Below are 26,197 nucleotides of genomic sequence, written 5' to 3' on the forward strand. Positions count from 1 at the left end.
GATCCGACGCACCATGACCGACCAGTCCCTCCGCACGAGCGCCGACGTGGACGCCGTGCTCGCGCGGCTCACGCTGCTGGAGAAGGCCGCCCTGCTGGCGGGCAAGAACGTCTGGCAGACGCGCGACGTGCCGCGGCTCGGCGTCCCGTCCGCCTTCCTCGCGGACGGGCCGCACGGCGTGCGCAAGCAGGTCGGCTCGTCCGACCACCTCGGCCTGCACGCCTCCGAGCCGGCGACGTGCTTCCCCACGGCGGCCACGGTCGCGAACAGCTGGGACCCCGTCCTCGCCGAGCGGATCGGCCGTGCCCTGGGCGCCGAGGCCGCGGCGCAGGGCGTCGACGTCCTGCTCGGCCCGGGCCTGAACATCAAGCGCAGCCCGCTGTGCGGGCGTGCCTTCGAGTACTTCTCCGAGGACCCGCTGCTGTCCGGCCGCCTCGCGGCCGCGTACGTGCGCGGCATCCAGGACCAGGGCGTCGTCGCGTGCCCCAAGCACTTCGCCGCCAACAGCCAGGAGCTGCGCCGCATGGCCAGCGACTCCGTGGTGGACGAGCGCACGCTGCGGGAGGTCTACCTCACCGCGTTCGAGATCGTCGTCCGCGAGTCCGCGCCGGGCGCGATCATGTCCGCGTACAACCTCGTCAACGGCACGTACGCGCACGAGAACCACCACCTGCTCACCGAGGTCCTGCGCGAGGAGTGGGGCTTCGACGGCGCCGTCGTCAGCGACTGGGGCGGCGCCAACGACTCCGTGGCCGCCGTGCGCGCCGGCGGCTCGCTCGAGATGCCGGCCCCCGGGCTGCACGTCGCGCGGCGCCTCGTCCGGGCCGTCGAGGACGGCGAGCTCGACGTGGCGGACCTCGACGCCCGGGTGCGCGAGGTCCTCGCGCTGGCCCTGCGCGAGCGGCCGCTGCCGGGCCCCGTGGACGCCGACGCGCACCACGCGCTGGCGCGCGAGGCCGCGGCCCGCAGCGCCGTGCTGCTGAAGAACGACGGCGACCTGCTGCCCCTCGCGCCCGGCACGCGCGTCGCGGTCGTCGGCGACTTCGCCGCCACGCCGCGCTACCAGGGCGCCGGGTCGTCGCAGGTGAACCCGACGCGGCTGGACTCGGTGCTCGGCGCGGTCGCGGGCAGCGGTCTCGTCCTGACCTCCTACGCGCCCGGCTTCCGCCGCGACGGCACCCCCGCCCCCGCCCTCGTGCGCGAGGCCGTGGAGGCGGCGGCCGGGGCGGACGTGGTGCTCGTGCACCTCGGGCTGGCCGAGATCGCCGAGTCGGAGGGTGTCGACCGCACCCACCTGCGGCTCGCGGACGACCAGGTCGCGCTGCTGCGGGCGGTCGCGGCCGTGCACGACCGGGTCGTCGTCGTGCTCTCCGCCGGCGGCGTCGTCGAGGTCCCGTGGCTGGACGAGTGCACCGCCCTGCTGCACGCCTACCTCGGCGGCCAGGCCGGCGCCGCGGGCGTGCTCGACGTGCTCACCGGCCGCGTCGCGCCCGCGGGCCGGCTCGCGGAGACGTACCCCGTGCGCCTGGCGGACACCCCCACCGCGGACACGTTCCCCGCCCAGGGGCGCACGGTCGAGTACCGCGAGGGGCCGTTCGTCGGCTACCGCTACTACACGACCGCGGGGGTCGCGGTCGCGTTCCCGTTCGGCTTCGGGCTGACGTACACGACCTTCGCGTACGACGACCTCGTCGTCGGGGACCGGGAGGTGCGGTTCACCCTGACGAACACCGGTGCCCGCGCAGGTGCCGAGGTCGCGCAGGTGTACGTCCGCCGCCGGGGCGACGGCGTGCTGCGCCCCGAGCGGGTGCTGGCCGGTTTCGCGCGCGTCGAGCTCGCGCCGGGGGAGCGCCGCACCGTCACGGTGGCGCTCGACCCGACCGCCCTGCGGCACTTCGACACCGCGAGCGGCTCCTGGCAGGTGGAGACGGCGGAGTACGACGTGCTGGTCGGGGCGAGCGTCACCGACGTGCGCCTCGAGGGCGTCGCCCGGGTGACCGGGACCGCGCCCGCCCGCGCGGGCGCCGCCGACGCGCTGCCGAGCTACCGCGCCGCACGCGTGCAGCGCGTCCCGGACGCCGAGTTCGCCGCCCTCCTCGGCCGGCCGGTGCCCGTCCCGGCGACCCGCGGGCCGCTCGGGGTCAACGACACCCTCGGCCAGATGGACGGTGCCCGGTCGCCGCTCGCGCGGTTCGTCCACCGCGTGCTCGTCGCGGTCCGGCGCCGCGCGGACCGGCGGGGGAAGCCCGACCTGAACGCCCTCTTCGTCTACCACATGCCGTTCCGCGCGATCGCGAAGATGACGAACGGCGTCGTCAGCGACGCCGCCGTCGAGGCGATCCTCACCGCCGTCAACGGACGCACGCTCGTCGGCCTCGGGCGCACGGTCCGCGCCCTCGTGCGCACCGCGCTCGCCGACCGCCGCACCCGCCGGGACCTCGCGACCGGTCACTGACCGGCGCCGGCCCGCCCGCCCGTCCCGTCCCCTGAGAGGTCCCTGCCCGTGGTCACCCGTCTCCGCGGTCTGTGGGCGTCGTTCGTCGAACGCCGTCCCGGCACCGCGCAGTTCCTCGTCTTCCTCGTGCTGAGCAACGGCATCACCGTGCTGCAGCTCGCGCTCATGCCCCTCTTCCGGGCCGCCTTCGACGGCACGTCCCTCGTCGGCACCGACTTCCAGGTGTGGCAGGTCGGCACCAACCCGGACGGCACCGCGTACCACGTGTTCGACTACGCGGCCGGAAGCCTCCCCGAGGGCGGGGGTGGCTTGGCATACTTCCTGGCGGTGCAGATCACCCTGCTCATCGCGCAGGTCATCAACTTCTTCGCCCAGCGCAGCATCACCTTCAAGTCCAACAGCTCGGTCGCGCGTGCGGCGGCCTGGTACGCGATCGCCTACGTCGTGATCACGCTCGGGGCTGCCGCTGCCCAGGGCCTGTACAAGGCGCCGCTGTACGAGCTGCTGATCGACACGTGGGGGATGGGGCGCACCGGCGAGACGGCCGCGGACGTGCTGACGATGATCATCAACAGCGCGATCTCGTTCTGGGTGTTCTTCCCGATCTTCAAGGTCATCTTCAAGCGCGAGCCCGAGCCGGCTGGTGCCGTGGCGACGGAGGACTCGAGGACGGCATGAGCACGACCACCGCACCGGCGACGTCGGCCTCCCCGCGCACCGTCGACGGCGTCGCCGTGGCGACCCCGGTCCTGACGGTCGTGGTCCCCGCCTACAACTCCGAGGCGTACCTCGACCGCTGCCTGGACACGGTGGGCGCGGCGGGCCCGGAGGTCGAGGTCGTCGTCGTCGACGACGGCTCGCAGGACGGGACGGCGGCGCTCGCGCAGCGCTACGCCGACCGGCACCCGTCCGTGCGCGTCGTCCGCAAGGCCAACGGCGGTCACGGGTCGGCGATCAACGTCGGCCTCGAGCACGCCCGCGGGACCTACCTCAAGGTCGTCGACAGCGACGACTGGGTCGACGAGGACGCGCTCGCCGAGCTGGTCGCGACGCTGCGCGGATTCGTGTCGCGCGGCGACGACGTGGACCTCGTCGTGAGCAACTTCGTGTACGAGAAGGTCGGCCGCCGGCCGCACGTCGTCCGGTTCGGCGCCGCCCTGCCGCGCCGGCGGGTGACCACCTGGGACGGCACGCGTCGCTTCCGCAAGGGGCGGTACCTGCTCATGCACGCCCTCGTCTACCGCACCCGGCTGCTGCGGGACTGCGGCCTGCGGCTGCCGGAGCACACGTTCTACGTCGACAACCTGTACGCCTTCCTGCCGCTGCAGCACGTGCGGACGCTGTACTACCTGGACGTCGACCTCTACCGGTACTTCATCGGCCGCGACGACCAGTCGGTGCACGAGGCGGTCATGCTGCGTCGTCTCGACCAGCAGCTGCGGGTCAACTGGGCGATGCTGCGGCACCTGCGCGGGCTCGAGGTCCCCGACGGGCGGCTGCGCGACTACCTGCTGCACCACGTCGAGATCGTCTGCGCGGTGTCGTCGATCCTGCTGCTGCGTTCCGGCACACCGGCCGACCTCGCCGCCCGCGACCACCTCTGGGACGAGCTGCGCGCCGAGGACGCCTGGCTGTACCGGCGGGTGCGCTGGTCGGCCGTGGGGGCGCTCAGCAACCTGCCCGGAAGGGCGGGGCAGCGTGCCTCGCTGCTCGCGTACCGGGTGGCGCAGCGAGTCGTCGGCTTCAGCTGAGCCCGGCGGTGGCGGGAGCACCGCGGCGACGGTGGCACGGAAACGGTCCTGTACAGTGCTTGACCGTTTCTTGACTGCCGACGAAGGGCATGGCCTGTGCCGAGCGACCATCCGACCGATCCGACCCGAACCACGGTCCGGACCGAGGGGGTCCGGACCGACCCGACGCGCACCGACCCAGCGCGCACGGACCCGACGCGCACCGACCCAGCGCGCACCGACCCGACGCGCACCGACCACGAGCGGCGCGGGGCCGACGCCTCCGGTACGCAGCGCGCTCGCGCCGCCCGGATCCTGCGGGAGGTGACGTCCCCGGAGACGGTCGGCGGTCCGCACCCCGCACTGCTGCCGGGGATCGGCGTCGAGCAGACCCACCGGTCGTTCGGCGTCGACCGGGTCGTGTTCGCCGCGGCGATCGCGGTGGTCGCGGGCGTCATCGCCTGGGGCGTGGCCTCGCCCGCGGGGCTGGCGCAGGTCGCCGCCTCGGGCTTCGCGTTCGTCACGACGGACTTCGGCTGGTTCTTCGGCGTCCTCACGGTCGCCGTCTTCCTGTTCATGATGTGGCTCGGCTTCGGCCGCCACCGCGCGGTGCGCCTGGGCCAGGACGAGGAAAAGCCGGAGTTCTCCACGCTGTCCTGGATCGCCATGCTGTTCTCCGCCGGCATGGGCATCGGCCTGCTGTTCTACGGGCCGCTGGAGCCCATGAGCTTCTTCCACGAGCTGCCGCCGGCGTTCGCGCGCACCGAGGCGGGCAGCGACCGGGCGATGCACGTCGCGCTCGCGCAGACGCTGTTCCACTGGGGGCCGGTCGCCTGGGCGTACTACGCGCTCGTGGGCGGGGCGGTCGCGTACGCCGCCTACCGCAAGGGCCGGACCCCGCTGATGTCCGCGCTGCTCGAGCCGATCTTCGGCCGGCGCAGCCACGGCGTGCTCGGCAAGGTCGTCGACGTCTTCGCCATCGTCGTCACGCTCTTCGGCACCGCGGTGTCGCTCGGCATCGGGGCGCTGCAGATCGGGCGCGGCGCCGAGATCGTCGCCGGCGTCGGCCCCCTCGGCAACGCCGTCGTCGTCGGGATCATCGCCGTGCTGGCCGTCGCGTTCATCTTCTCGGCCGTCTCCGGCCTCAAGCGGGGCATCCGCGCGCTGTCGAACGTCAACATGGCCCTCGCCGGTCTCCTGGGCCTGTTCGTCCTCGTCGTCGGCCCGACGGTCCTCCTGCTCAACCTCGTGCCGGGCGTCCTCATGACGTTCCTCGGGGAGCTCCCGGCGCTGATGGCGCAGTCCGCCGCGACCGCGCCCGGCGCGCAGGAGTTCATGAGCGCCTGGACCACGTACTACTGGGCGTGGTGGGTGTCCTGGACGCCGTTCGTCGGCATGTTCGTCGCCAAGATCAGCCGCGGCCGCACGCTGCGCGAGTTCGTCACCGCCGTCATCGTCGTCCCCAGCGCGGTGTGCCTGGTCTGGTTCACGGTCCTCGGCGGGACCACCATGTGGCTGGAGCAGACCGGTGCGTCGATGAGCGCGGCCGCGTCCGGCCAGGACATGCTCTTCGCCCTGCTGCACGAGCTGCCGCTCGGTGCCGTGACGTCCGTGCTCGCCGTGGTCTCCGTCGTCATCTTCTTCGTCACCAGCGCCGACTCGGCCTCGATCGTCATGGCGAGCCTGTCGGAGCAGGGCAACCCCGAGCCCCGGCGTGCGACCACCGTGGTGTGGGGGATCGCGCTCGCGACGATCGCCGCGGTGCTGCTGGTGGGCGGCGGCCAGGTGGCGCTCTCCGGACTGCAGAGCCTGATGATCGTCTCGGCCCTGCCGTTCGCGGTCGTGGTGGTCCTCGTCATGGTCGCGTGGGCGAAGGACCTGGCGCGCGACCCCCTCACGCTGCGTCGCCGGTACGCCCGCGAGGCCCTCGACCAGGGTGTGCGGGCCGGCATCGAGGAGCACGGCGACGACTTCGTCCTCGGGGTCGTGCCGACCGAGCCGAACGAGGGTGCCGGTGCGTGGCTCGACACGCAGGACCCCGCGCTGACGGAGTGGTACCGGCCGGACGGCGAGGACGGCGCGCCGCGGCCGCCGCACGCGGGCGGCGCGGACGGCCAGCAGGCCGACGCCGCCGCGCGCTCGTCGGCGCGGCCCGCGGTCCTGACGCCGGCGCACCCGGAGCGCGGGCGCGGGTGACCGACGCCCGGGCCGGTGCCGTCAGCGTGCCGACCCGGGGGCGGCGGCCGACGCCGGCGCCCCCGCGGCCCGCGCACGGGACGACGTCGGCGGTCGCCAGCCCATGGTCGCGTCGGTCCCGCGCAGCGCGAGGGCCGCGGGGGTGAGGCGCACGGCGGCGTCCCGGACGCGGGCCGCGACGGGTCCGGTGTGCTGCGTCAGGCGGCCCAGCCGCCCCGAGGTGGCGTGGAGCCGCGCGGCCCGCGGCCGCCGGGACGCGGTGTACCGGGCGAGTGCGGGCTCGACCGGTGCCCCGCCGGCGAGCACGTGCGCCAGCACGACCGCGTCCTCCAGCGCGAGGCCGGCACCCTGGCCGAGGTTCGGCTCGAGCGCGTGCGCGGCGTCACCCACCAGCACGGTGGTGCCGCGGTGCAGCGCGGCGGGGACCGCCGACAGCGCGTGCACGTCGTGCCGGAGCACGGTCTCCGGGTCGACCGCGTCGAGCAGGGCCGGGATCGGCGCGTGCCAGTGCCCGAAGCGCCGCCGCAGCTCGGCCAGCTCGGTGGCGCCGTCGGGTGCGCGCCCGCCCTCGGGACGGTCGCCGTGGCGAACACGTAGACCAGGCCGTCGCCGACGGGGACGACGCCGAAGCGCTCGCGGCGGCCCCACGTCTCCGACGCCTCGGTCACGGCCGCCGGCGTGCGCACCACCGCGCGCCAGGCCGTGTAGCCGGCGTACGCGGGCGTGACCGCGGCCGGTGCGACCGCCGCGCGCGCCGCCGACCGCATCCCGTCGGCCGCCACGACCAGGTCGTGCTGCGGGAGCAGCGACCCGACGTCCCGCACCGGCCAGCCGCACCGGACGGCGTCGGGGCCGAGCGCCTGCGCGAGGAGGGCGTGCAGCGCGGCGCGCCCGACGCCGAGCACCGGTGCGCCGTGGCGGGCGGCCACCCGCCGGGCGTCGAGCCGCGCGAGCGGCGCACCGTCGGGACGCAGCAGCGCGGAGGCCGTGAGCGCGACGCCGCGCTCGCGGACCGCGTCCCCGAGCCCGAGGGCGTCGAGCGCGTGCACGGCGTTGGGGGCCAGCACCAGCCCGGCGCCGAGCGCCTCCAGGCTCGCCGCGCGCTCGTGGACCAGCACCGACCAGCCGGAGCGTCGCAGGGCGACGGCGGCGGCCAGCCCGCCGATCCCCGCCCCGACGACGGCGGCGGAGCGTGCTCGGGTGACGGGCGCGGAGGAGGTCATGGCGGTGACTCTACGGACGTAGAGGAAGGATCCACAACTCTACGGCGGTAGAGTCGTCACGTGGAGCCCGACCGTCGCCGCCTCATCGCCCGGCACGCGCTCGAGGTCCTGGCGACGCAGGGAGCACGCGGGCTCACGCACCGCGCGGTCGACCAGGCCGCGGGCCTGCCGCCCGGGTCGACGTCGTACTACCACCGCACCCGCGCGGCGCTGCTCGACGCGTGCCTCGACGACCTCGTGCGGCAGGACGAGGCCGACGTCGCGGCGACGGCCCCCTGCTGCGGGCCGGCGACGAGGAGTCCCTCGCCGCCGTCCTCGCGCAGGTGCTGCACCGCTGGGCCACGACCGAGCGCACGCGTCAGCTCGGGCGGTACGCCCTGTTCCTCGAGGCGCTGCGCCGCCCCGAGCTGGCGCGTGCGCTGCACGAGGGCGGCGCCGCGGTGCGGCGCGCGGTCGCCGCGGTCCTGGCCGACCTGGGGGCACCGCAGCCGCAGCAGCGCGCGGACTGGCTGGTGGCCGCGCTCGACGGCGTGCTCCTGGAGCGTGTCGCCGGCGCGCGGTCCGGTGAGCCCGTCGACGACGACACCTTCGTGGGGGTCGCACGCTGGCTCGCGCACGCCGCGCTCACGTGAGCGGGGCCGGACCGCACCTCGACCGGTCCGCCTCCCTCACGCCACGTCGACGTACACGTCCAGCCCGTCGACCTCGGTGAACCCGAGCCGGGCGTAGACGCGGGCGGCGGCGTCGTCGTCCGGGTGCAGGTGCGCGAACCGGCAGCCGCGACCGAACGCGTCCCGCAGCAGCCACGCCGACACGGCGGCCGCGACGCCGCGGCGCCTCGCCTCGGGTCGCACGCCCACGCCCGCCAGGTACGCCGCCGGTCCGGCGAGCCCGTCGGAGCGCACGACGTACGCCGTGGCGACGGGCACGCCGTCGAGCTCGGCGAGCGCCGTCGTGATCTCGGACGAGACCAGGTGCGGGCGGATCCACTCCTGCGCGACGGCGCCGCCGAAGGCGGCCGCGTCGACGTCGAGCACCGTGGGCAGGTCCTGCGGGCCCGCCGCCCGCACACGGAGCCCGGGGACAGGGGCGACGGGCCGCAGGTCGGGCGCGTCGAGGGTCATGAGGCGGGTCCGCAGGAGGAGCCGCCCGTGCGTCCACGGGGTGCCGGCCGGGACCCGGACGCCCCAGCGCACGCCGCGGGACGCGAACCACGCGCTCACCGCCGTGACGTCGACGAGCCCCGGGTCGGTGACGTCGCCGTGGTTCCAGCGGGCGTCGTCGAGGCCGCTCGTCATGACACGGATGCCGGGCAGGTGCGCCGTCGCGCCGCCGGCCGCGCGGCGCACGAGCGCCTGCTGCTCCCAGGCGTCGGCGTGGGCGGTGCGGGCGCGACGGGCGGCCGGCGACGGGTCGGCGGCGTCCGGGCCGCCGGGTGCGTTCTCCACGGGAGGACCGAAGCACGCGGTCGCGCCGCCGGCGAAGGACTTTTCCGGGCGCAGCCCGCACCGGTACGGGTTGGGCGCGCGGCGCGTCCCGGGCCACGATGGCGTCCGCGACGTCGCGAGGACGTCCGGGACGAGGGGAGGACGGGGTCGTGCTGATCCGCGACTACACGGCGGCCGACGCCGCACCGACGCTGGCCGTGTTCGAGGACGCCATCCGGCGGACCGCACGCAGCCGGTACTCCGCGGAGCAGGTGGAGGCGTGGCTCGGCGGGCCGCGCGACCTCGCGCCGTGGAACGCGGCACGGCTGCGCGTGCGCACGTTCGTCGCCGACGACGCCGGCACCGTGGCGGGGTTCACCGACCTCGACGACGCCGGCTACGTCGACCGGCTCTTCGTCTCGCCCGACCACGGTCGGCGGGGCGTCGGCCGCGCGCTGCTGGAGCACGTCCTGGTGACGGCCGACGCCCTGGGCCTGCCCGAGCTCACGACGCACGCCAGCCTGGTGGCCCGACCGGTCTTCGAGCGCGCCGGGTTCCACGTCGTCCACGAGGAGACGGTCCGCAGGGGAGCGGTGGAGCTGACGCGGTTCCACATGCGCCGCCCGTCCGACGCGGCGGCACCGACGTCCCCGTGACCCCTCGCCCCGTCAGCCGTCGGCGGCGACGCGCCGCCCGTCGGGTGCGGCCGGCGGGCGGACCCCGAGCGCGCGCAGCTCGAGCGCCGCGAGGGCGTGCACGACCGCCGGGTCGCCCCGTCGCCACGCGCCGGCGGGGTCGTCACCGACGCGGGCGAGGCGCGTGACGGGCTGGGTGGCCAGCGCCCGCAGCGCGAAGAGGTCGAGATCGGCGGCGGAGTCGACGAGGCGCGCGGCGGCACCGGCCCTGCGCGCGAACGCCCACCGCGCGCGCAGCCACGCGACGAGCACGACGAGCACCGGGCCGAGCGCGACGGCGACGGCCACCGCGAGCGCCAGGCGTGCGGTGGCGTCCTGCACCTGCACGCCGGCGGCGGCGACGGAGCCGGCCGCGCCCCCCGCGGCGTCGAAGGGCGACCGGACCTCGTCCCCGACGAGCGGGATGCGCGAGACGGACTCCCCGGCGGAGCCGAGGCTGTCGCGCAGCGACGTGCCCGCGTCCTCGAGCGTGCGCCCGGGCGCGCCGAGCCGCGCGACGAGGTCGTGCAGCCACCGGGCCACCCACAGCCACCCCGCCACCCAGACGAGCACCGCGACGTCGCCGAGGACCTGACGGGTGCGACGGCGCCCGTCCTGCGCGTAGAGCCTCATGCCGGTCATCGTGGTGCGCGCGCGCCGTGGCCGCAGCCCGGGACCACGCGGCGTCGCGCCGGCCCCGCTGCCGCTCGTGCGCCCTCAGTCGACCAGGCCCAGCACGCCGGCGACGCCCCCGAGCAGCGCGCACGCGCCGAGGGTGCGCAGGACGGACCAGCGCAGGCGGAGGACGAGCACGCCCGCGACCAGGGCGATCACGACGGGGACGGGACGGACGGACGCGAGGTCCGGGAGCTCGAGGTGCACGGGTCCCGCCTGCACGGTCGTGGTGGACGCGAACAGGGTGTGCAGGGCGAAGTACACCGCGAGGTTGGCGATCACGCCGACGACCGCGGCGGTGATCCCCGTGAGCGCGGCCGCGAGCGGCCTGTTCCCGCGCAGCCGCTCGACGTAGGGAGCCCCGAGCAGGATGAGCAGGAAGCTCGGCACGAACGTCACCCACGTGGTCAGCAGCGCACCGAGCAGGGCCGCCACCCACGGGTCGAGGCCGCCCGGGTCGCGGTACGCGCCGAGGAAGGCGACGAACTGCACCACCATGATGAGCGGTCCCGGCGTCGTCTCGGCCAGGGCGAGCCCCCGGACCATCTCCCCGGGCGCGAGCCAGCCGTAGGTCTCCACGGCCCGCTGGGCGACGTAGGCGAGCACCGCGTAGGCGCCGCCGAACGTGACGACGGCGGTCCCCGAGAAGAACAGGCCCTGCTGCGTGAGGACGCCGTCGCCCCCGGTCGTGATCGCCGCCGCCGCGACGGGAGCCAGCCACACGGCGACGCCCAGCACGAGCAGCAGGGCCGTGCGCCGGCCCGAGGGCCGCGCGCTGTGCAGCGCGTCGTCGGGGATGAGCGGCGGGGGACCGGCGGGCTGCGCGCCGTCCGCGCCGGCCGTGGTGAGCAGGCGGGGCGCGACGCGGTGCAGGAGCCAGCCGAGCACGCCCGCGGCGACGACGACGAGCGGGAACGGCAGGCCGAGGACCGTGAGCGCGACGAACGCGGCCACCGCGAGCGCCACCAGCGCCGGCCCGGCCAGGGCGCGCCGGCCCACGCGCACGACCGCCTGCACGACGATCGCCAGCACGGCCGGCGCCAGGCCCGCGAACAGCGCCGCGACCGCGGTCGTGTCGCCGAACGCCACGTACACCGCGGCGAGGCCGAGCAGGGCCACGACGCCCGGCAGCACGAACAGGCTGCCCGCCACCAGGCCGCCCCGGAACCCGTTCAGCAGCCAGCCCGTGTAGACCGCGAGCTGCTGCGCCTCGGGACCGGGCAGGAGCATGCAGTAGTTGAGCGCGTGCAGGAACCGCTGCTGCCCGATCCAGCGCTTCTCGTCGACGAGGGTGCGCTGCATGACGGCGATCTGCCCGGCCGGGCCGCCGAAGGTCTGCAGGGAGATCGCGAACCACGTGCGCACGGCGGTGCCGAACGGGACGAGGTCCCGGCCGGGTGCGGGGCGGTCCGACGTCGTGGTCTCGTCCGCGCTCATGGCGTCGTGCGCCCTCCGGGCCTCTTCTCGGCCGCCTGGGCGCGACCCGCCGTCCTGCGGCCCGCCGCCGCCCGTCACGTCCGTGAGGCAACCACGGTGGCGGCAGCGGGGGAAGCCCCGTCTCGTCCCGGGCGCGCTCGTCCCCGTCGCGTCCTGGGGTCGTCAGCCGCGCGCGCCCCCGCGGCGGCCCGGCCGCTCGCGCTCACGCCCCTGCACCCGCGCGGTGACCTGCTCGGTCACGTGCTCGACGAGCTGCGCGCGCCGCAGCCGCCGTTCCGCCCGCAGCAGCTCCGTGTGCTCGCGGTGCAGCGCACGCGACGTCGCCACGCCCATCCCGATCATCACGACGCTGAACGGCAGGGCGATGAGGATGGCCGCGGTCTGCAGGGCCACCAGACCGCCGGCGAGGAGCAGGGCCACGGCGAGGACCCCGGACAGCACCGCCCACGTCACGCGGATCGCGACGCGGGGCTGCGGGTCGCCGCCCGACGCGAGCATCGCGACCACCAGCGACCCCGAGTCGGCGGACGTGACGAAGAAGAGGGCCACCAGCACGATCGCGAGCACCGACAGCGCCGAGCCCCACGGCAGGTCGCCCAGCAGGTCGAAGAGGGCGTTCTCGGGGACGACCGTGCCGTCGGCGCCCACCATGCCGCCCTGCCCGAACAGCTCGCGGTACACCGCGCTGCCGCCCAGCACCGAGAACCAGAGGAAGGTCACGAGCGTCGGGACGAGCAGCACGCCGCCCACGAACTCGCGGACCGTCCGCCCGCGGGAGATGCGTGCGATGAAGACGCCGACGAAGGGCGCCCAGGAGATCCACCACCCCCAGTAGAAGGTGGTCCACGCGGCCTGCCACGCCTCGCCCGCCTCGCCCGCGTAGGCGCTCACGTTGAACGTGAGCGGCAGCACGTTCGCCAGGTAGACGCCGAGCGACTGCACGAACTCCCGCAGCAGGAACAGCGTCGGGCCGAGGACCAGGATCGCGAGGAGCAGGACGCCCGCCATCGTGACGTTCGCGTTCGAGAGCCACTTGAGCCCCCGGTCGAGCCCCGAGACGACCGACACCGTCGCCGCGGCGGTGATGACGAGGATGAGCACGACCTGCACGCCCGTGGACGGCGTGAGCACCCCGATGTGGTCGAGGCCCGCGGTGATCTGCAGCACGCCGAGACCCAGCGACGTCGCCACGCCGAACACCGTGCCGACGACGGCGGTCACGTCGATCACGTCACCGAGGCGGCCGCGCACCCGCTCGCCGAACAGCGGCTCGAGCGCCCAGCGGATCGAGACGGGCCGGCCACGGCGGTGGATCGCGTACGCGAGCGCGAGCCCGACGACCACGTAGATCGCCCACGCGTGGACACCCCAGTGCAGGTACGTCTGCGCCATGGCCTGCTCCGCGAGGCGCTCCGGTGCCCCGACCACCCCCGGCTTCGGCGAGGCGAAGTGCGAGAGCGGCTCGGCGACACCCCAGAAGACGAGACCGATGCCCATGCCGGCGGCGAACAGCATCGAGAACCACGCACCGATCCCGAACTCGGGCTGCGCGTCGTCGTCGCCGAGCACGATGTCGCCCCAGCGGCCCAGGCCGACCCACAGGGCGAAGACCACGAACGCCGCGACCAGCAGCACGTAGTACCAGCCGAACGCGCCCACGACGTTGTCCTGGAGCGCGTCGATCGCGGTGCCGGCCCGGTCGGGGAAGGCGATCGCCAGCCCGGCCACCAGGACGATCACCACGAGGGCCGGCCAGTAGACCGCCGGGTGCATCCCGCCCCGCCCCGTCCCGTACCTGCCGGTGGCGCCCCCGGTGCCGGGGGCGAGGTCGTCGGTGCCGCTGCTGTCGGTGCCGCTGGTCACGTGCTCAGCCTTCCCTCTCGTGGTCGTGCGCCCCCAGGGTCACAGGGCGGGCCCGTGCACGCACCCCGGACCGCCCGGACGCGTCACACCCGCCGGGCGCCGCCCCCGTGCCGGGTTAGCCTCGAGGCGTGCGTGCGGTGGGCGTGGTGCGGCGGCTGGCGCGCCGCGGGGTCGGGGGCCCGCCGACGGTCCAGGTCGGGCGGCGCACACGCGGTGGCGGGCGCGACGAGGCGTTCGTCCGTGACGTCCTGGAGCTCGCCGTCCGGGTCGGCGAGACGATGCTGTCGCTCGGGGCGTCGGCGGCCGACGTGACGGCCACGATCCGGCGTCTGGCGCACGCCTTCGGCCTGGAGTGCGAGGTCGACCTGACGTTCACGGCCATCCTCGTCTCGCACGACCCCGGCGGCAGCCGTGCCCCCGTCACGGTGCTGCGCGTCGTGGCGGCGCGGACCGCGGACTACGGCCGCCTCACGCGCGTGCTCGAGCTCGCGCAGGAGGTCGGTGCGGGGCCGGACGGGCCGGAGGACCACGCCGCCGTCGTCGCCCGGCTGCGCGACGCGCACGAGCGGCTCGACGTCATCGTCGCCGCCCCGCACCCGTACCACCGCCGGCTCGTGACGGTCCTGCTGTCCGTCATGGCCGCCGGGGTCGCGGTGCTCCTCGGCGGGGGGCTCGCGGTCGCGGTGCTCGCCGGGGCGACGACGGCGGTCGTCGACCGGGTGCTGCTGCGGCTGCAGCGCTGGGCGATCCCGCCGTTCTTCCAGCAGGCGGCCGGGGCGACCGTCGCGACGCTCGTCGCGGTGGCGCTGTTCGTGCTGGTCCCCCTGCTGCCCGTCGGCCTCGCGACGCTGCCGCCCGCGCTCGTCGTGGCGTCGGGGATCGTCGTGCTGCTGGCCGGGCTGTCGTTCGTCGGTGCCGCCGAGGACGCGATCGACGGCTTCCCCGTCACCGCCGTCGGGCGCATGTTCGAGGTGCTCCTGCTCACGCTGGGCATCGTCGTGGGCATCGGTGGCGTGCTGGACGTCGCGCAGCGGCTCGGCGTGACCCTCGAGGTCGTCGACGTGCCGCAGGGGGCGCTGCCGACGGGGGTGCAGGCGGTCGCGGCCGGCGTCGTGTCGGGCGCGTGGGCGCTGGCGTCGTACGCGCGGGCCCGGGCCGCGGTGGTCGCCGCGCTCGCGGGCGGCACGGCCTGGCTCACGTCCGCGGCGCTCGGTGCGCTCGGCCTGGGGCCCGCGGTCGCGGGCGCGGGTGCGGCCCTGCTCGTGGGCTTCCTCGCGGAGTCGCTGGCGCGCCGGCTGCGTGTGCCCGCGATCGTCACGTCGATCTGCGCGATCGTCCCGCTGCTGCCGGGCCTCGCCATCTACCGCGGGCTGTTCCGCCTCGTGCAGGCCGACCCCGCCCGTCCGGCGACGCCCGTCCTGCTGGGCGCCGCCATGGTGGCCCTCGGGCTCGCGGCCGGCGTCACGCTGGGCGGCCTGCTCGCGCGTCCCCTGCGCGAGCGGGTGCGCCGGGCGACCTGGCCCGTCCAGCGGGTGGGCGTCCAGGTCGTCCGGCGCCCCGGGCGCGGCGACGGGACGCGGACCGCCGGGGGACCGGTGCAGGCCGCACCCGACCCGGGTGACGTGCGCCACACCGCGGACGCCGCGGCGCCCGACGACGACGCGGGCGCCTGACCGCGCGACCGCGCACGGCGGCGACCACCGGTCGGTCGCCGGGGACGACCCCGTCCGGACGTCCTCTACCCTCGGCCCCGTGAGTGGAGCGGAGAAGGCGGCCGAGGTCCCGCGCGGCGTCGCCAGCCACGAGGTCCCCGAACCCCTGCGCAACGACGTCCGGCTGCTCGGCGAGCTGCTCGGACGCGTCCTGCGCGAGTCCGGCGGCGAGGACCTGCTGGCGGACGTGGAGCGGCTGCGCGAGCTGACCATCCGGTCGCACGGCGAGCCGGACGGCGACGCGCTCGCCCAGGCCGAGCACCTGGTGGCGTCGTTCTCGCCCGAGCGTGCCGAGCAGGTGGCCCGCGCGTTCACGTGCTACTTCCACCTGGCGAACCTGGCGGAGGAGTACCACCGGGTGCGCGTGCTGCACGAGCGCGAGTCGCGTCTGGCGCCGCACGAGCTCGCGCCCGACGACTCGCTGCCGGCGGCCTACCAGCGGCTGGAGGAGGAGGTCGGCCCCGAGGTCGCGCGGGAGCGGCTGCGCACGCTCGAGTTCCGGCCCGTCTTCACGGCCCACCCCACCGAGGCGCGGCGCCGCGCGGTCGCCCGGTCGATCCGCCGGGTCGCCGAGCTCGTCGCGGAGCGCGACGCCCAGCACATCGGCGGGACGACCCTGGCGGAGAACGAGCGGCGCCTGCTGGCGGAGATCGACACGCTGTGGCGGACCTCCCCGCTGCGCGCGGAGAAGCCCACGGTCCTCGACGAGGTCGAGACCGTGCTGTCGATCGTCGACGCGACGCTCGCCGACGTGCTGCCCCAGGTGTACCGGCGGCTGGACGACTGGCTGCTCGCCGCGGACGCCGGGACCACCGCCCCCGTCGTCGCGCCGTTCGCCCGGCTGGGCACGTGGATCGGCGGTGACCGCGACGGCAACCCGAACGTCACGGCGGAGGTCACGCGCGCCGCCGCCGTCGCCGCGTCGGAGCACGCGCTCGACGCGCTCCTGACGTCGGTGCGCCGCACGGCCGCCGGGCTCACCCTCGACGCGGTCGGCACGCCGCCGTCGCCCGAGCTCAACGCCCTCTGGCAGCGGCAGCGCTCGCTCGCCGAGCAGATCGCCGCGCGCGCCGCCAACGACGCCCCGAACGAGCCGCACCGCCGGGCCCTGCTGGTCGTCGCCGAGCGCGTGGCGGCCACGCGCCGGCGCGACGCCGACCTCGCCTACGCCGCCGCGGACGAGCTCGAGGCGGACCTGCGCGTCGTGCAGGACTCGCTCGTCGCCGCCGGTGCGCGCCGCGCCGCCTACGGCGACCTGCAGCGGCTGCTCTGGCAGGTGCAGACCTTCGGGTTCCACCTCGCCGAGCTCGAGGTCCGCCAGCACTCGCAGGTGCACGCCGCGGCGCTCGCGGACATCGAGGCGAACGGCGTCGACGGTCCGCTGGAGCCGCGCACGCTCGAGGTGCTCGACACCTTCCGCGCGCTGGGCGCGGTGCAGCGGCGGTTCGGCGTCGCCGCCGCCCGTCGGTACATCGTGTCGTTCACGCAGTCCGCCGAGCACCTCGCCGCGGTGTACCGGCTCGCGGAGCTGGCGTTCGGCGGCGCCGAGGACGCCCCGGTCATCGACGCGATCCCGCTGTTCGAGACGTTCGCGGACCTGCAGGCCAGCGTCGACATCCTCGAGGAGGCCCTGCAGCACCCGCGCGTGCAGGAGCGCCTCGCGCAGAACGGCCGTCGGGTCGAGGTCATGCTCGGCTACTCCGACTCGTCGAAGGACGTCGGCCCGCTGTCGGCGACCCTCGCGCTCGACGACGCGCAGCGCCGCATCGCCGACTGGGCCCGCCGCCACGACATCGTGCTCACGTTGTTCCACGGCCGCGGCGGCGCGCTCGGCCGCGGCGGCGGTCCCGCCAACCGTGCTGTGCTCGCGCAGCCGCCGGGCTCCGTCGACGGCCGGTTCAAGCTCACCGAGCAGGGCGAGGTCATCTTCGCCCGGTACGGCGACCCCGACATCGCCACGCGCCACATCGAGCAGGTGGCGGCGGCGACCCTGCTCGCGGACGCCCCGAGCGTGGTGCGGCGCAACGAGGCCGCAGCGGCCCGGTTCGCCGACCTCGCACGTCGTCTGGACGTCACGTCGCGCGAGCGGTTCCACGCGCTCGTGCGGGCCGAGGGGTTCCCGGCCTGGTTCGCCGAGGTCACCCCGCTCGAGGAGCTCGGGCTGCTGCCGATCGGCTCCCGCCCGGCGCGCCGTGGGCTGTCCGTCTCCTCGCTCGACGACCTGCGCGCCATCCCGTGGGTGTTCTCGTGGTCGCAGGCCCGCATCAACCTCGCGGGCTGGTACGGGCTCGGCACGGCCCTCGACGCGGTCGGCGACCTCGACGAGCTGCGCACCGCGTACGCGGAGTGGCCGCTGTTCGCCACCATCATCGACAACGTCGAGATGTCCCTGGCGAAGACCGACGAGCGGATCGCCGCCCGCTACCTCGCCCTCGGGGACCGCGACGACCTGGCCGACGCCGTGCTCGAGGAGATGCGGCTGACGCGTCGCTGGGTGCTCGCGACGACCGGCTCGGACGCGATCCTCGGCCGCCGCCGGATCCTGGGACGGGCGGTGCAGCTGCGCAGCCCGTACGTCGACGCGCTGTCGCTGCTGCAGCTGCGCGCCCTGCGCGGCCTGCGCACCGGCGCGGAGGGCGAGCAGGTGGACGAGCTGCGCCGGCTGCTGCTGCTGACCGTGAACGGCGTCGCCGCGGGTCTGCAGAACACCGGGTGACGGCACCGCCGACGCTCCCGGACCCCCGCACGGCACCCGCCGGCGGGGGTCCGGCCGTTCCGGGCGGCGGCCCCGCCCGTCGGGTCAGCGCGCCGGGACGGTCCGCCCGGCGGCCCACCGGCGCAGCGCCGCGACCTGCTCGTGCATGACGACCGCGAGCGGGCGCGTGGCGCGGACCTCCGCCAGGACGGTCGCGGCGTCCACGGGCACGCCGTGGGCGTGCGCGGCGTACGTCGCGGCCACGACCGCCTGCTCGACCTCCGCCCCGAGAAGCCCTCGGCGGCGGCGGCGAGGACCGCGAGGTCCGCCTCCGGCGGCTCCACGCCGCGGCGTCGCGCGTGCAGGCGGAACAGAGCGGCGCGGGTCGGCGCGTCGGGCAGGTCGACGAAGAACAGCTCGTCGAAGCGTCCCTTGCGCACGAGCTCGGGCGGCAGCGCCGAGATGTCGTTGGCGGTGGCGGCGACGAAGACCGGCGCGCGGCGGTCGGCCAGCCAGGACAGCAGCGTGCCGAGCACGCGGCGCGAGGCGCCGCCGTCGGTGTCCGTCGTGCCCACCGCCTTCTCGAGCTCGTCGACCCAGACGACGCACGGCGCGAGCGCCTCGGCGGCGGCGAGCGCCTCGCGCAGCCGCCGCTCGGACTCGCCGACGTACTTGTCGTGCACGCCCGCCAGGTCCAGGCGCAGCAGGGGCACGCCCAGCACGCCCGCGGCGGCGCGCGCGGCGAGCGACTTGCCGCACCCCTGGACGCCGAGCAGGAGCATGCCGCGCGGTGCGGGCAGGTGCGCGGCCGTGCCGTCCATCGCCGGCCGGCGCAGCGCGAGCCAGCGGACGACCGCGTCGAGCCCGACGACGTCGTCGGGGCCGACCGTCGCGTACTCGTACGCGAGGACGCCGTCGCCGGCCAGGGCCTCGACGCGGGCACGCTCGACGGCGGGCACGTCGCGCACCGAGAGCACGCCGTCGTCGACGACGGCGCCGTGCGCGAGCCGCGCGACGTCGCCGTGCGACAGCCCGGCGAGCCGCGCGACGAGCAGGTCCCGGGCGTGCGGGTCGACGTGCGCGAGACGGCCCGTGGTCGCGGACCACTGGGCGACGACCTCGTCGACGATGCGCGCGCGCTCCGCCGCGGTCGGGACGAGGGCGGGCAGGCGCACCGCGAGGTGCTCGACCTCGGGCGGCACGCGCAGCGCACGCGACACCAGCACGAGGGTGCTGCGCCGGGCCGGCGGGACCTGTGCCGCGTCCTTGAGGAGCCGCACGACCACGGGGTCGTCGAGGAACGGGTGCAGGTCGAGCAGCACGTAGACGGCGGGCACGGTGGAGTCGACGACCGACCGCAGCACCGTCGTCGGGTCGGCGTTGTGCCGCTGCGCCCCGGCGCCCGGCACGTCGGCGCGGCGCAGGCCCTCGGTGACGCTCCACCGGAACACGGGGCGGGCAGGTGCGGTCCCGGTGCCGCGCGCGGCGGCGGCCGCGACGAGCGCCACCGCGCCGGCCTCGTCGTCGGTCTCGAGCACGACCAGCGGCGTGCGGGCGGCGAGCACGGCCGCCAGGTCGTCGTCCGTCGCGGTGACCGCCGGCGCGTGGAGCATGGGCGCACGCTAACGGGACCCGCGGCCGACGCGGGACCGCCGTCGGTGCGACCCGCCGGTCAGGACGGCAGCGACACCACGGCGGGCAGCGCGTCACCGGCGGCGAGGTGCTCGAGCACGAGACGCTCGTGCGGCACGACCGGGTCGGGGAGGGCGTCGAGCGGGTACCAGGCCATGGCCGCGGTCTTCGCGGGCTCGCGCACCCCGGGCTCACCGCTCCACGCGGCGACCTCGAAGAACGCGTCCAGGCGCTGCTCGACGGCCGGCCCGCCGCGCTGGAAGCGGTGCAGGACCGTGAGCGGGCGCAGCGCGTCGGGGGCGACGACGACGCCCGCCTCCTCGGCGGCCTCGCGGACGGCGGCCTCGTGGACCGACTCGCCGGGGTCCACGTGGCCGGCGAGCGTGGCCCAGAACCCGTCCATGTACCCCGTGCCGTGCCGCAGCTGCAGCAGCACCTCATCGTGCCCGGCGTGGCGGCGGCGCAGCACGACGTAGGCCGCCGCCACGAGGAGCGAGCGCCCGCCGAGGTGGTCGTCGGGTGCGTAGCGCACGGGGCCGGCGGGGTCGACGGGCATGGCAGGAGTGTGGCACGGGCACCGCGGCCCCCGGGGCTCAGGCGCCGACGAGGTCCATGTGCAGGATCTCCCACACGTGCCCGTCGGGGTCGGCGACGGACCGCCCGTACATCGGTCCCTCGTCCTGCGCGCCGCGGAACTCCGTGCCACCGGCGGCGAGCGCGCGCTCGACGAGGTCGTCCACCTCGTCCCGCGAGGCGGCCGACAGGCAGTTGAGCACCTGCGTGCTCGTCCGGGCGTCGGCGATCGGCAGGGGGGTGAACGCGGCGAAGCGCTCGTGGTCGAGCAGCATCACGCAGATCGTGTCGGACACGACGACGCTGACGACGTGCTCGTCGGAGAACATCTCGTTGACGCCGAACCCGAGGGCCTCGTAGAACGCGCGGGCGGCGGCCAGGTCGGACACCGGCAGGTTGACGAAGATCATGCGGTCCACGACGGGCTCCTCGGTGGTCGGACGTCCCGCGCGGACCGGTCCGGCGGGCGGCGGCGCGACGGACGTCCGGCGCGTCACCCGTGCCGACCGGTGCCGCGCGCCGGACTCATCGGCCGGGTGGCGACACCGGTGCCCGAGGGCGGGGTTCCGGGCTGTCGGTGGTCGCCGCTACCGTCGACGTGTGACCACCACCACACCGCACGAGGCCCCCGTCGCGACGTCCGCACCGGCCTCGGCGCCGGCGTCCGAGCCGACGTCGGAGCCGACGTCCGCGCCGACGTCGGAGCCGACCTCTGAGCCGCCCGTGGCGGGCGGGGCGGAGCTCTCGGAGGAGGAGTTCACGGCGCGCCTGGCGCCCCTGCGCCGCGAGATCCTCGCGCACTGCTACCGCATGACGGGCTCCGTGCACGACGCGGAGGACATGCTGCAGGAGACGTACCTGCGGGCGTGGCGCGCCATGCGCGGGTTCGAGAACAGGTCCTCGCTGCGCACGTGGATGTTCCGGATCGCCACGAACGCGTGCCTGACCCACCTCGAGGGGCGCAAGCGCCGGCCCCTGCCCACCGGCATCGGCGCACCCGCCGCCGACCCGCGCGAGCAGCCGCGGGAGGACACGAGCGTGCCGTGGCTCGAGCCGCTGCCCGACGACCTGGTGTGGTCGAGCGCACCGGCGGACCCGGCGGACACGACGGTGGGACGCGAGACCGTCCGCCTCGCGTTCGTCGCCGCGCTGCAGCACCTGACCGCGCAGCAGCGCGCGGTGCTGCTGCTGCGCGACGTGCTCGCGTGGTCCGCGGCGGAGGTCGCCGACGCGCTCGACCTGTCGGTGGCGGCGGTGAACTCGACGCTGCAGCGTGCCCGCGCGCACATGGCGAACGTGCAGGACGTCCCGCCGCTGGAACCGACCGACCCGCGGCACCGCGAGCTGCTCGCCCGCTACGTCGCGGCCTTCGAGGCGTACGACGTCGCGGCGATCGTCGAGCTGCTGGCCGCCGACGTCGTCTGGGAGATGCCGCCGTTCCCGGGCTGGTACCAGGGGCCGGAGGCGGTGGGCGAGCTCATCGCCACCTGGTGCCCCGCGACGGGGCCGGGCTCGATGCGGCTGCTGCCGACGGCGGCGAACGGCCTGCCCGCGTACGGGCTCTACATGCGCGGCGAGGACGGCGTGCACCGCGCGTTCCAGGTGCAGCAGGTGACGCTCGGCGAGGACGGCGTGCGGCACGTGACGGTGTGGTTCGGCGCCGAGCTGTTCGCGCGGTTCGGGCTCCCCGCCGAGCTCGGTCCGCAGGAGCCGGCGCCCGCCGACTGACGCCGCACCAGGCGCGGAGCCGGCCCCGTGCCCGGAGCCGGCCCCGTGCCCGGAGCCGGCCCCGTGCCCGGAGCCGGCCCCGTGCCCGGCGCGGGCGCCGGTCCCTCCGCCCGCGCCGGGCGGGGGACCGGCGCCGGTGGTCAGCCGCGGACGGTGAGCCGCAGCGGCGCGCTGTCGGTGGTGCCCGCGGCGTTGCCGAGCCGCGCGACCACGGTGTGCGTGCCGGGCGTCAGACCGGTCAGGGTCGTGGTGGCCCGTTGCCGCTGCGGCGTGGCGGCCACCAGGTCCTGGCGGTCGACCTCCGCGCCGTCGAGGAGGAGCACGTACTCCGTGGCGTTCGTGCCCCACCAGAGGGTCGTCGTCACCGTCACGGAGCCGTCCACGACGCGACCCGCCGTGACGGTGGGCCGTGCGGGTGCCGCGTCCCGCACGTGCACGGTGAGCGGCGCCGACCGTGCCGTGCCCCAGGGGTTGAGCACCTCGGCGACGTAGGTGTAGGTCCCGTCCGGCTTGCCGCGGACGTCCAGGGCGGCGGTCTGCCGCGCGGGCGAGCGCCCGTCCAGCCACTGCGCGTCGACCAGGACGTCGTTCTCGTAGAACCGCACGACGGTCGCGTTCTGCCCCCACCACAGCGTCGACGTGACGGTGTAGTCGCCGTCGTGCAGGCCGGTGTCCCAGCCGTTGTCGTGCGACAGGCGCGGGGCGTCGGGCGCGCGGGACGCGACGGGCGTCCCGGACGGGAGCGTCGCCCCGGCGCCGGCGCGGACCGTCGCCGCGACCTCCTCGGTCGGCTGCACGACCGGGTCGTAGTGGTCGGCGGGCGTCCAGCGGGCGGTGTCGGCGAGGGGGTTCGCCGCGGTCGCGTTGAAGGCGGCGACCAGGTCGAGGGGCGCGCCGTTCACGAGCGTGCCCGTCTCCCGCAGCTGCGTGCCCTTCCACTCCGCGACCACGCGGGCCGGGTCGACCCCGTCCGCGAGCTCGACCGCGTTGTTCTCCGCCACGATGCTCGACTCGATGCCCGCGCCCCAGTAGTAGGAGAACAGGCCGGGCCGCGTCTGCTCGTACAGGTCGTTGTAGACGTGCACGTCGCCGAAGCGCACGCGCGGTGCGCGCTGGCCCACGTCGGTCCACCGGTTGTGGTGGTACGTCACGCGGTGCTGCCCGCGGTCCTGCAGCCGCGAGTCGGAGGAGCCGACGATGCTCGTCTTGTCGTGGTCGACGAAGTGGTTCCACGACACGGTGACGAGGTCGGACCCGTGCGTGACGTCGAGCAGGCCGTCGTGCACCTCGAACGGGCGCCCGTACACCGTGGGCAGGGAGGCCGGGGGGTTGTCCCCGTCGTCGAGGGTCAGGTGGTCCGCCCAGACGCTCGTGGACGTCCACACCGAGAGGTTGTCGTAGGCCGAGTTCCAGTTGCCCGTCTCACCGTCGCCCGGGTCCCACTGCGGGAAGCAGTCGTACGCGTCGGACAGGCGCAGGTTGCGCACGATCACGTTGGACGCGTCGCGGATGCGCAGGTTCGCGCCGACGATGCGCGCGTCGTCGCCGACGCCCACGATCGTCACGTTCGACCCCACGTGCTGCTGCGTCTGCCGGGCCTGGACGGTGGCGGCGGCGACGCGCGCGTCCTCGAGGGGACCGCTCGGGTCCTCGCGCCCCCACGGCCCGGAGGGGTCGTAGTGGGCGATGTAGTCGTCCATCGAGAACGGCGCGCCGGTGCCGGCGACGGTCACCTGCGCGGCGAGGTCGTCGCAGGTCAGGCGCGTGCCGTCGGCCTGCGTGAAGGCGTCGAGGGTGCCGCGGACGTAGATGATCCGGGGCGTGGTGCTCCGCCGCGCGTCGGTCTGCGACCCGCCCGGACGGCCGGCGAGGGCGTCGCGCAGCTCCGTCCACGTGTCGACGACGTACACCTCGGCGGGGTCGGCGGCGGCGCCGCCGGTCGTGCCCGTCGCCTGGACGACGCGTCCGTCGGGTCGGGTCGTCCCGGACCAGGAGGCCCAGCCGTCGCCGGCGGGCAGGACCTCCCGGCCCAGGTCACGCGCGGCGGGTGCGGTGGGCGACGGGGGAGCGGCCCCGGCGGGGGCCGCGACGAGCGCGGTGGCGAGCGTCCCGACGAGCGCCGCGGCGAGCAGGCCGCGGCCCGGTCGGGACAGGGAAGAGGTGGTCCGTGCGGACCTGGGGACAGGGGGCATGCCGGGACTCCTTCGTCGCGGTGGCCACGCGAGAAACCGGTTTCTCGACGTCACTCCCGAGCCTCGCACGGCTCCGGCGGGAAGCGCAATCCCGCCGGAGGGGTCCGTCGTCGCGTGGTGCCGCACGACCATGGGCGGAGCGCAGGTGCGTGCACGGCGCTTGTGCAACCTGCAGCACGGTCGTGCTGCGTCGTCGCCCGAAGGGACCAGGGGGCGCCACGCGCCCGTCGGGTGACCACGCGGGGTGCGTGCGGCGCCCCGGCCGCCCGCGGTCGCTAGCGTGGTGCCCGACGGGCGCGCGCCGGGCGCGCGGTCACCGGCGGACGGGCGGACATGAGCGACACCGGGTACGGGGACTTCGAGTTCGAGCGGCGCTTCCTCGTGCGGGACGTGCCCGAGGAGCTGCTGGACGCCGCGCCGGCGCTCATCGTGCAGAGCTACTACCTGGCCGACGGGGGGTACGCGCTGCGCGTGCGGGCGCAGGCGTCGTCGGTCGGCGTCCCCGTGGACACCCGCCTCGACGAGGTGACGCTCCTCGAGCGCTTCGCCGACCGGGTCGACTTCTGCGCCGTGACCGTCAAGGGCCCCATGGCCGGGGGCACCCGCTACGAGGCCGAGCGGGAGATCGACCCGCAGGTCGGCGTCGAGATGGTCCGGCGTGGCGGGGCGCGCGTCGCCAAGCTGCGGCACGCGGTGTGGCTGGGCGACGACGGCTGGGTCGTCGACGTGTTCGCCGGCGGCAACGCGCCGCTGCTCGTGGCGGAGGTGGAGCGGGGCGGCCCGGTGACCGACCTCGCGATCCCGTCGTTCTGCCTCACGGAGGTCACCGAGGACGCGCGGTTCGCCAACGACGCCCTCGCGCTCACGCCCTTCGGCGGCTGGGCCGAGGCCTACGAGGCCGAGCTCGCGCGGACGGGCCCGCGCTTCCTGCCGGGTTTCGGCCACGACCACCGCATGTCCGGCACCTGACGACACTGGTTGAGTGTTGAACTGTTGAACTCTCAACCGTAGGGTGGGGGTCATGTCCACCGCACCCCTGCCCGGCACCGGCCCGGCGCCGCTGCGCGCCCGCCGCTCGGCGTCCGAGCCCATCGCCGCCGGCACCGTGATGGACGCCGTGACCCTCCTCGTCGGCGACCTCGACCTGCAGCTGCGCTACTACCGGGACGTCCTGGGCCTGCAGGTCGTCGAGCAGCCGGGGGAGCGCTTCGCCGGCGACGCGGGCGGCGCCGGGCCGACCCGCGTCGCGCTGGGCCGGCGGGGCGTCCCGCTCGTCGTGCTCGAGCACGCCGCGGACCTGCCCCCGCGCACGCGGGGCTCGGCCGGCCTGTTCCACACCGCGCTGCTCTTCGAGGACCGCGCCGGGCTGGCCGCGGCCCTCGCCTCGGTCGCGCGGCACGCCCCGCACACCTACGTCGGCTCGGCCGACCACCTCGTCTCGCTCGCGTTCTACCTCACCGACCCCGAGGGCAACGGCGTCGAGCTGTACTGGGACCGCGCCCGTGACCAGTGGCGGCGCACCCCGGAGGGTGGCGTCGTCATGGACTCCCTGCGGCTCGACCCGCAGGAGTTCCTCGCCGAGCACCTGGCGCACCCCGGACCGGGCGACGAGGCGGCCGTGGTCGGCCACGTCCACCTGCAGGTCGGCGACGTCCCCGGCGCGCGCGCGTTCTACGTCGACGCCCTCGGCTTCGACGTCACGGCCGAGTGGCACGGCGCGCTCTTCGTCTCCGCCGGCGGGTACCACCACCACCTGGCGATGAACACGTGGGGCACCGCGGGTGCCGGTCCGCGCGCGTCGTCGCTCGGGCTGGGCGAGGTGCGGGTCGTCGTGCCGACCGCGGACGACCTCGGTGCGCTGCGCGAGCGCGTCCGGTCGGCGGGCGTCGTCCCGGACGACGACGGGGCGACGCTGCGCTTCGAGGACCCCTGGCGCAACGTCGTGCGCGTGAGCGCCGGCGAGGCGCACGCCGCCTGAGCCGGTC

Annotated in this window: 19 protein-coding genes and 2 pseudogenes; 11 read left to right on the forward strand and 10 right to left on the reverse strand. The window is 76.0% G+C overall.

Features of this window, described 5'->3' with window-relative positions:
• The first annotated feature begins 13 nt into the window (after window positions 1-13).
• The 4 genes from GC089_RS06645 to GC089_RS06660 all read left to right on the forward strand — a co-directional run bounded on the left by GC089_RS06645 (window position 14) and on the right by GC089_RS06660 (window position 6,381).
• Complete coding sequence (locus tag GC089_RS06645; protein ID WP_155376964.1) at window positions 14-2,455, forward strand: glycoside hydrolase family 3 C-terminal domain-containing protein; 2,442 nt, start codon at window positions 14-16, stop codon at window positions 2,453-2,455.
• A gap of 48 nt (window positions 2,456-2,503) precedes the next feature.
• A complete protein-coding gene (locus GC089_RS06650; RefSeq protein ID WP_155376965.1) occupies window positions 2,504-3,133 on the forward strand; it encodes a hypothetical protein in 630 nt (209 codons plus the stop codon).
• On the forward strand, window positions 3,130-4,206 hold the full coding sequence (locus GC089_RS06655) for a glycosyltransferase family 2 protein (protein WP_155376966.1): 1,077 nt from the start codon (window positions 3,130-3,132) through the stop codon (window positions 4,204-4,206). Before GC089_RS06650 ends, GC089_RS06655 begins: the two co-directional genes overlap by 4 nt.
• Window positions 4,207-4,509: 303 nt before the next feature.
• Entirely contained in the window at window positions 4,510-6,381 is a 1,872-nt protein-coding gene (locus GC089_RS06660; protein WP_230685116.1) for a BCCT family transporter, read from the forward strand.
• A gap of 21 nt (window positions 6,382-6,402) precedes the next feature.
• Here GC089_RS06660 and GC089_RS19965 read toward each other — a convergent pair whose 3' ends face one another.
• Together GC089_RS19965 and GC089_RS19970 are read right to left on the reverse strand one after the other, a co-directional pair.
• The gene (locus GC089_RS19965; RefSeq protein ID WP_370514104.1) at window positions 6,403-7,218 is read right to left on the reverse strand and encodes an FAD-dependent monooxygenase; all 816 of its coding nucleotides are present in this window, start codon (window positions 7,216-7,218) and stop codon (window positions 6,403-6,405) included.
• 134 nt (window positions 7,219-7,352) lie between these two features.
• Window positions 7,353-7,604 (reverse strand): annotated as a pseudogene (locus GC089_RS19970) (FAD-dependent monooxygenase); the annotation flags it as partial.
• Between the two features lie 221 nt (window positions 7,605-7,825).
• On the opposite strand from GC089_RS19970, the gene GC089_RS06670 reads away from it, so the two are divergent.
• Entirely contained in the window at window positions 7,826-8,236 is a 411-nt protein-coding gene (locus GC089_RS06670; protein WP_155376967.1) for a hypothetical protein, read from the forward strand.
• 36 nt (window positions 8,237-8,272) lie between these two features.
• Here the strand turns inward: GC089_RS06670 and GC089_RS06675 are convergent, their stop codons facing one another.
• Window positions 8,273-9,052 (reverse strand): GNAT family N-acetyltransferase, encoded by a 780-nt coding sequence (locus GC089_RS06675; RefSeq protein ID WP_155376968.1) that lies wholly within the window; start codon window positions 9,050-9,052, stop codon window positions 8,273-8,275.
• A gap of 149 nt (window positions 9,053-9,201) precedes the next feature.
• Between GC089_RS06675 and GC089_RS06680 the strand changes: the two genes are divergently transcribed.
• Window positions 9,202-9,687, forward strand: a complete 486-nt coding sequence (locus tag GC089_RS06680) for a GNAT family N-acetyltransferase (RefSeq protein WP_196250847.1) — start codon at window positions 9,202-9,204, stop codon at window positions 9,685-9,687.
• Window positions 9,688-9,699: 12 nt separating this feature from the next.
• Here GC089_RS06680 and GC089_RS06685 read toward each other — a convergent pair whose 3' ends face one another.
• From GC089_RS06685 to GC089_RS06695, 3 genes are all read right to left on the reverse strand, one after another.
• Complete coding sequence (locus tag GC089_RS06685; RefSeq protein WP_155376970.1) at window positions 9,700-10,338, reverse strand: hypothetical protein; 639 nt, start codon at window positions 10,336-10,338, stop codon at window positions 9,700-9,702.
• An 84-nt stretch (window positions 10,339-10,422) separates the two neighbouring features.
• Window positions 10,423-11,817 (reverse strand): chromate efflux transporter, encoded by a 1,395-nt coding sequence (chrA, locus tag GC089_RS06690; RefSeq protein ID WP_155376971.1) that lies wholly within the window; start codon window positions 11,815-11,817, stop codon window positions 10,423-10,425.
• A gap of 162 nt (window positions 11,818-11,979) precedes the next feature.
• On the reverse strand, window positions 11,980-13,680 hold the full coding sequence (locus tag GC089_RS06695) for a BCCT family transporter (RefSeq protein ID WP_370514082.1): 1,701 nt from the start codon (window positions 13,678-13,680) through the stop codon (window positions 11,980-11,982).
• 128 nt (window positions 13,681-13,808) lie between these two features.
• Here GC089_RS06695 and GC089_RS06700 point away from each other — a divergent pair, with 128 nt between their 5' ends.
• The gene (locus tag GC089_RS06700; protein ID WP_155376972.1) at window positions 13,809-15,353 is read left to right on the forward strand and encodes a threonine/serine exporter ThrE family protein; all 1,545 of its coding nucleotides are present in this window, start codon (window positions 13,809-13,811) and stop codon (window positions 15,351-15,353) included.
• Between the two features lie 79 nt (window positions 15,354-15,432).
• Complete coding sequence (locus GC089_RS06705; protein WP_155376973.1) at window positions 15,433-18,108, forward strand: phosphoenolpyruvate carboxylase; 2,676 nt, start codon at window positions 15,433-15,435, stop codon at window positions 18,106-18,108.
• Between the two features lie 440 nt (window positions 18,109-18,548).
• Here the strand turns inward: GC089_RS06705 and GC089_RS19975 are convergent.
• From GC089_RS19975 to GC089_RS06720, 3 genes and pseudogenes are all read right to left on the reverse strand, one after another.
• Window positions 18,549-19,700, reverse strand: a pseudogene (locus GC089_RS19975) (AAA family ATPase); the annotation flags it as partial.
• A gap of 59 nt (window positions 19,701-19,759) precedes the next feature.
• Complete coding sequence (locus GC089_RS06715) at window positions 19,760-20,275, reverse strand: NUDIX domain-containing protein (protein WP_155376974.1); 516 nt, start codon at window positions 20,273-20,275, stop codon at window positions 19,760-19,762.
• Between the two features lie 37 nt (window positions 20,276-20,312).
• Complete coding sequence (locus tag GC089_RS06720) at window positions 20,313-20,702, reverse strand: VOC family protein (RefSeq protein ID WP_155378989.1); 390 nt, start codon at window positions 20,700-20,702, stop codon at window positions 20,313-20,315.
• Window positions 20,703-20,892: 190 nt separating this feature from the next.
• Here GC089_RS06720 and GC089_RS06725 point away from each other — a divergent pair, with 190 nt between their 5' ends.
• Window positions 20,893-22,020, forward strand: coding sequence for a sigma-70 family RNA polymerase sigma factor (locus GC089_RS06725; RefSeq protein WP_230685118.1), 1,128 nt, complete (start codon window positions 20,893-20,895; stop codon window positions 22,018-22,020).
• Between the two features lie 140 nt (window positions 22,021-22,160).
• On the opposite strand, the gene GC089_RS06730 is transcribed toward GC089_RS06725, so the two are convergent.
• Entirely contained in the window at window positions 22,161-24,212 is a 2,052-nt protein-coding gene (locus tag GC089_RS06730) for a polysaccharide lyase family 1 protein (RefSeq protein WP_155376975.1), read from the reverse strand.
• A 333-nt stretch (window positions 24,213-24,545) separates the two neighbouring features.
• Between GC089_RS06730 and GC089_RS06735 the strand changes: the two genes are divergently transcribed.
• Both GC089_RS06735 and GC089_RS06740 read left to right on the forward strand, forming a co-directional pair.
• Window positions 24,546-25,181, forward strand: coding sequence for a hypothetical protein (locus GC089_RS06735; protein ID WP_155376976.1), 636 nt, complete (start codon window positions 24,546-24,548; stop codon window positions 25,179-25,181).
• Window positions 25,182-25,233: 52 nt separating this feature from the next.
• Complete coding sequence (locus tag GC089_RS06740; RefSeq protein ID WP_155376977.1) at window positions 25,234-26,190, forward strand: VOC family protein; 957 nt, start codon at window positions 25,234-25,236, stop codon at window positions 26,188-26,190.
• Window positions 26,191-26,197 lie beyond the last annotated feature (7 nt).

This window comes from Cellulomonas sp. JZ18 (genome assembly GCF_009720485.1).
Lineage (GTDB): Bacteria > Actinomycetota > Actinomycetes > Actinomycetales > Cellulomonadaceae > Cellulomonas.

What these genes read in the sequence shown, in the direction of transcription:
- GC089_RS06645 (WP_155376964.1), top strand. Translation starts at nt 14, where the DNA reads ATGACCGACCAGTCCCTCCGCACGAGCGCCGACGTGGACGCCGTGCTC.
- GC089_RS06655 (WP_155376966.1), top strand. Translation starts at nt 3,130, where the DNA reads ATGAGCACGACCACCGCACCGGCGACGTCGGCCTCCCCGCGCACCGTC.
- GC089_RS06685 (WP_155376970.1), bottom strand. Translation starts at nt 10,338, where the DNA reads ATGAGGCTCTACGCGCAGGACGGGCGCCGTCGCACCCGTCAGGTCCTC.
- chrA (WP_155376971.1), bottom strand. Translation starts at nt 11,817, where the DNA reads ATGAGCGCGGACGAGACCACGACGTCGGACCGCCCCGCACCCGGCCGG.
- GC089_RS06715 (WP_155376974.1), bottom strand. Translation starts at nt 20,275, where the DNA reads ATGCCCGTCGACCCCGCCGGCCCCGTGCGCTACGCACCCGACGACCAC.
- GC089_RS06720 (WP_155378989.1), bottom strand. Translation starts at nt 20,702, where the DNA reads ATGATCTTCGTCAACCTGCCGGTGTCCGACCTGGCCGCCGCCCGCGCG.
- GC089_RS06730 (WP_155376975.1), bottom strand. Translation starts at nt 24,212, where the DNA reads ATGCCCCCTGTCCCCAGGTCCGCACGGACCACCTCTTCCCTGTCCCGA.
- GC089_RS06735 (WP_155376976.1), top strand. Translation starts at nt 24,546, where the DNA reads ATGAGCGACACCGGGTACGGGGACTTCGAGTTCGAGCGGCGCTTCCTC.
- GC089_RS06740 (WP_155376977.1), top strand. Translation starts at nt 25,234, where the DNA reads ATGTCCACCGCACCCCTGCCCGGCACCGGCCCGGCGCCGCTGCGCGCC.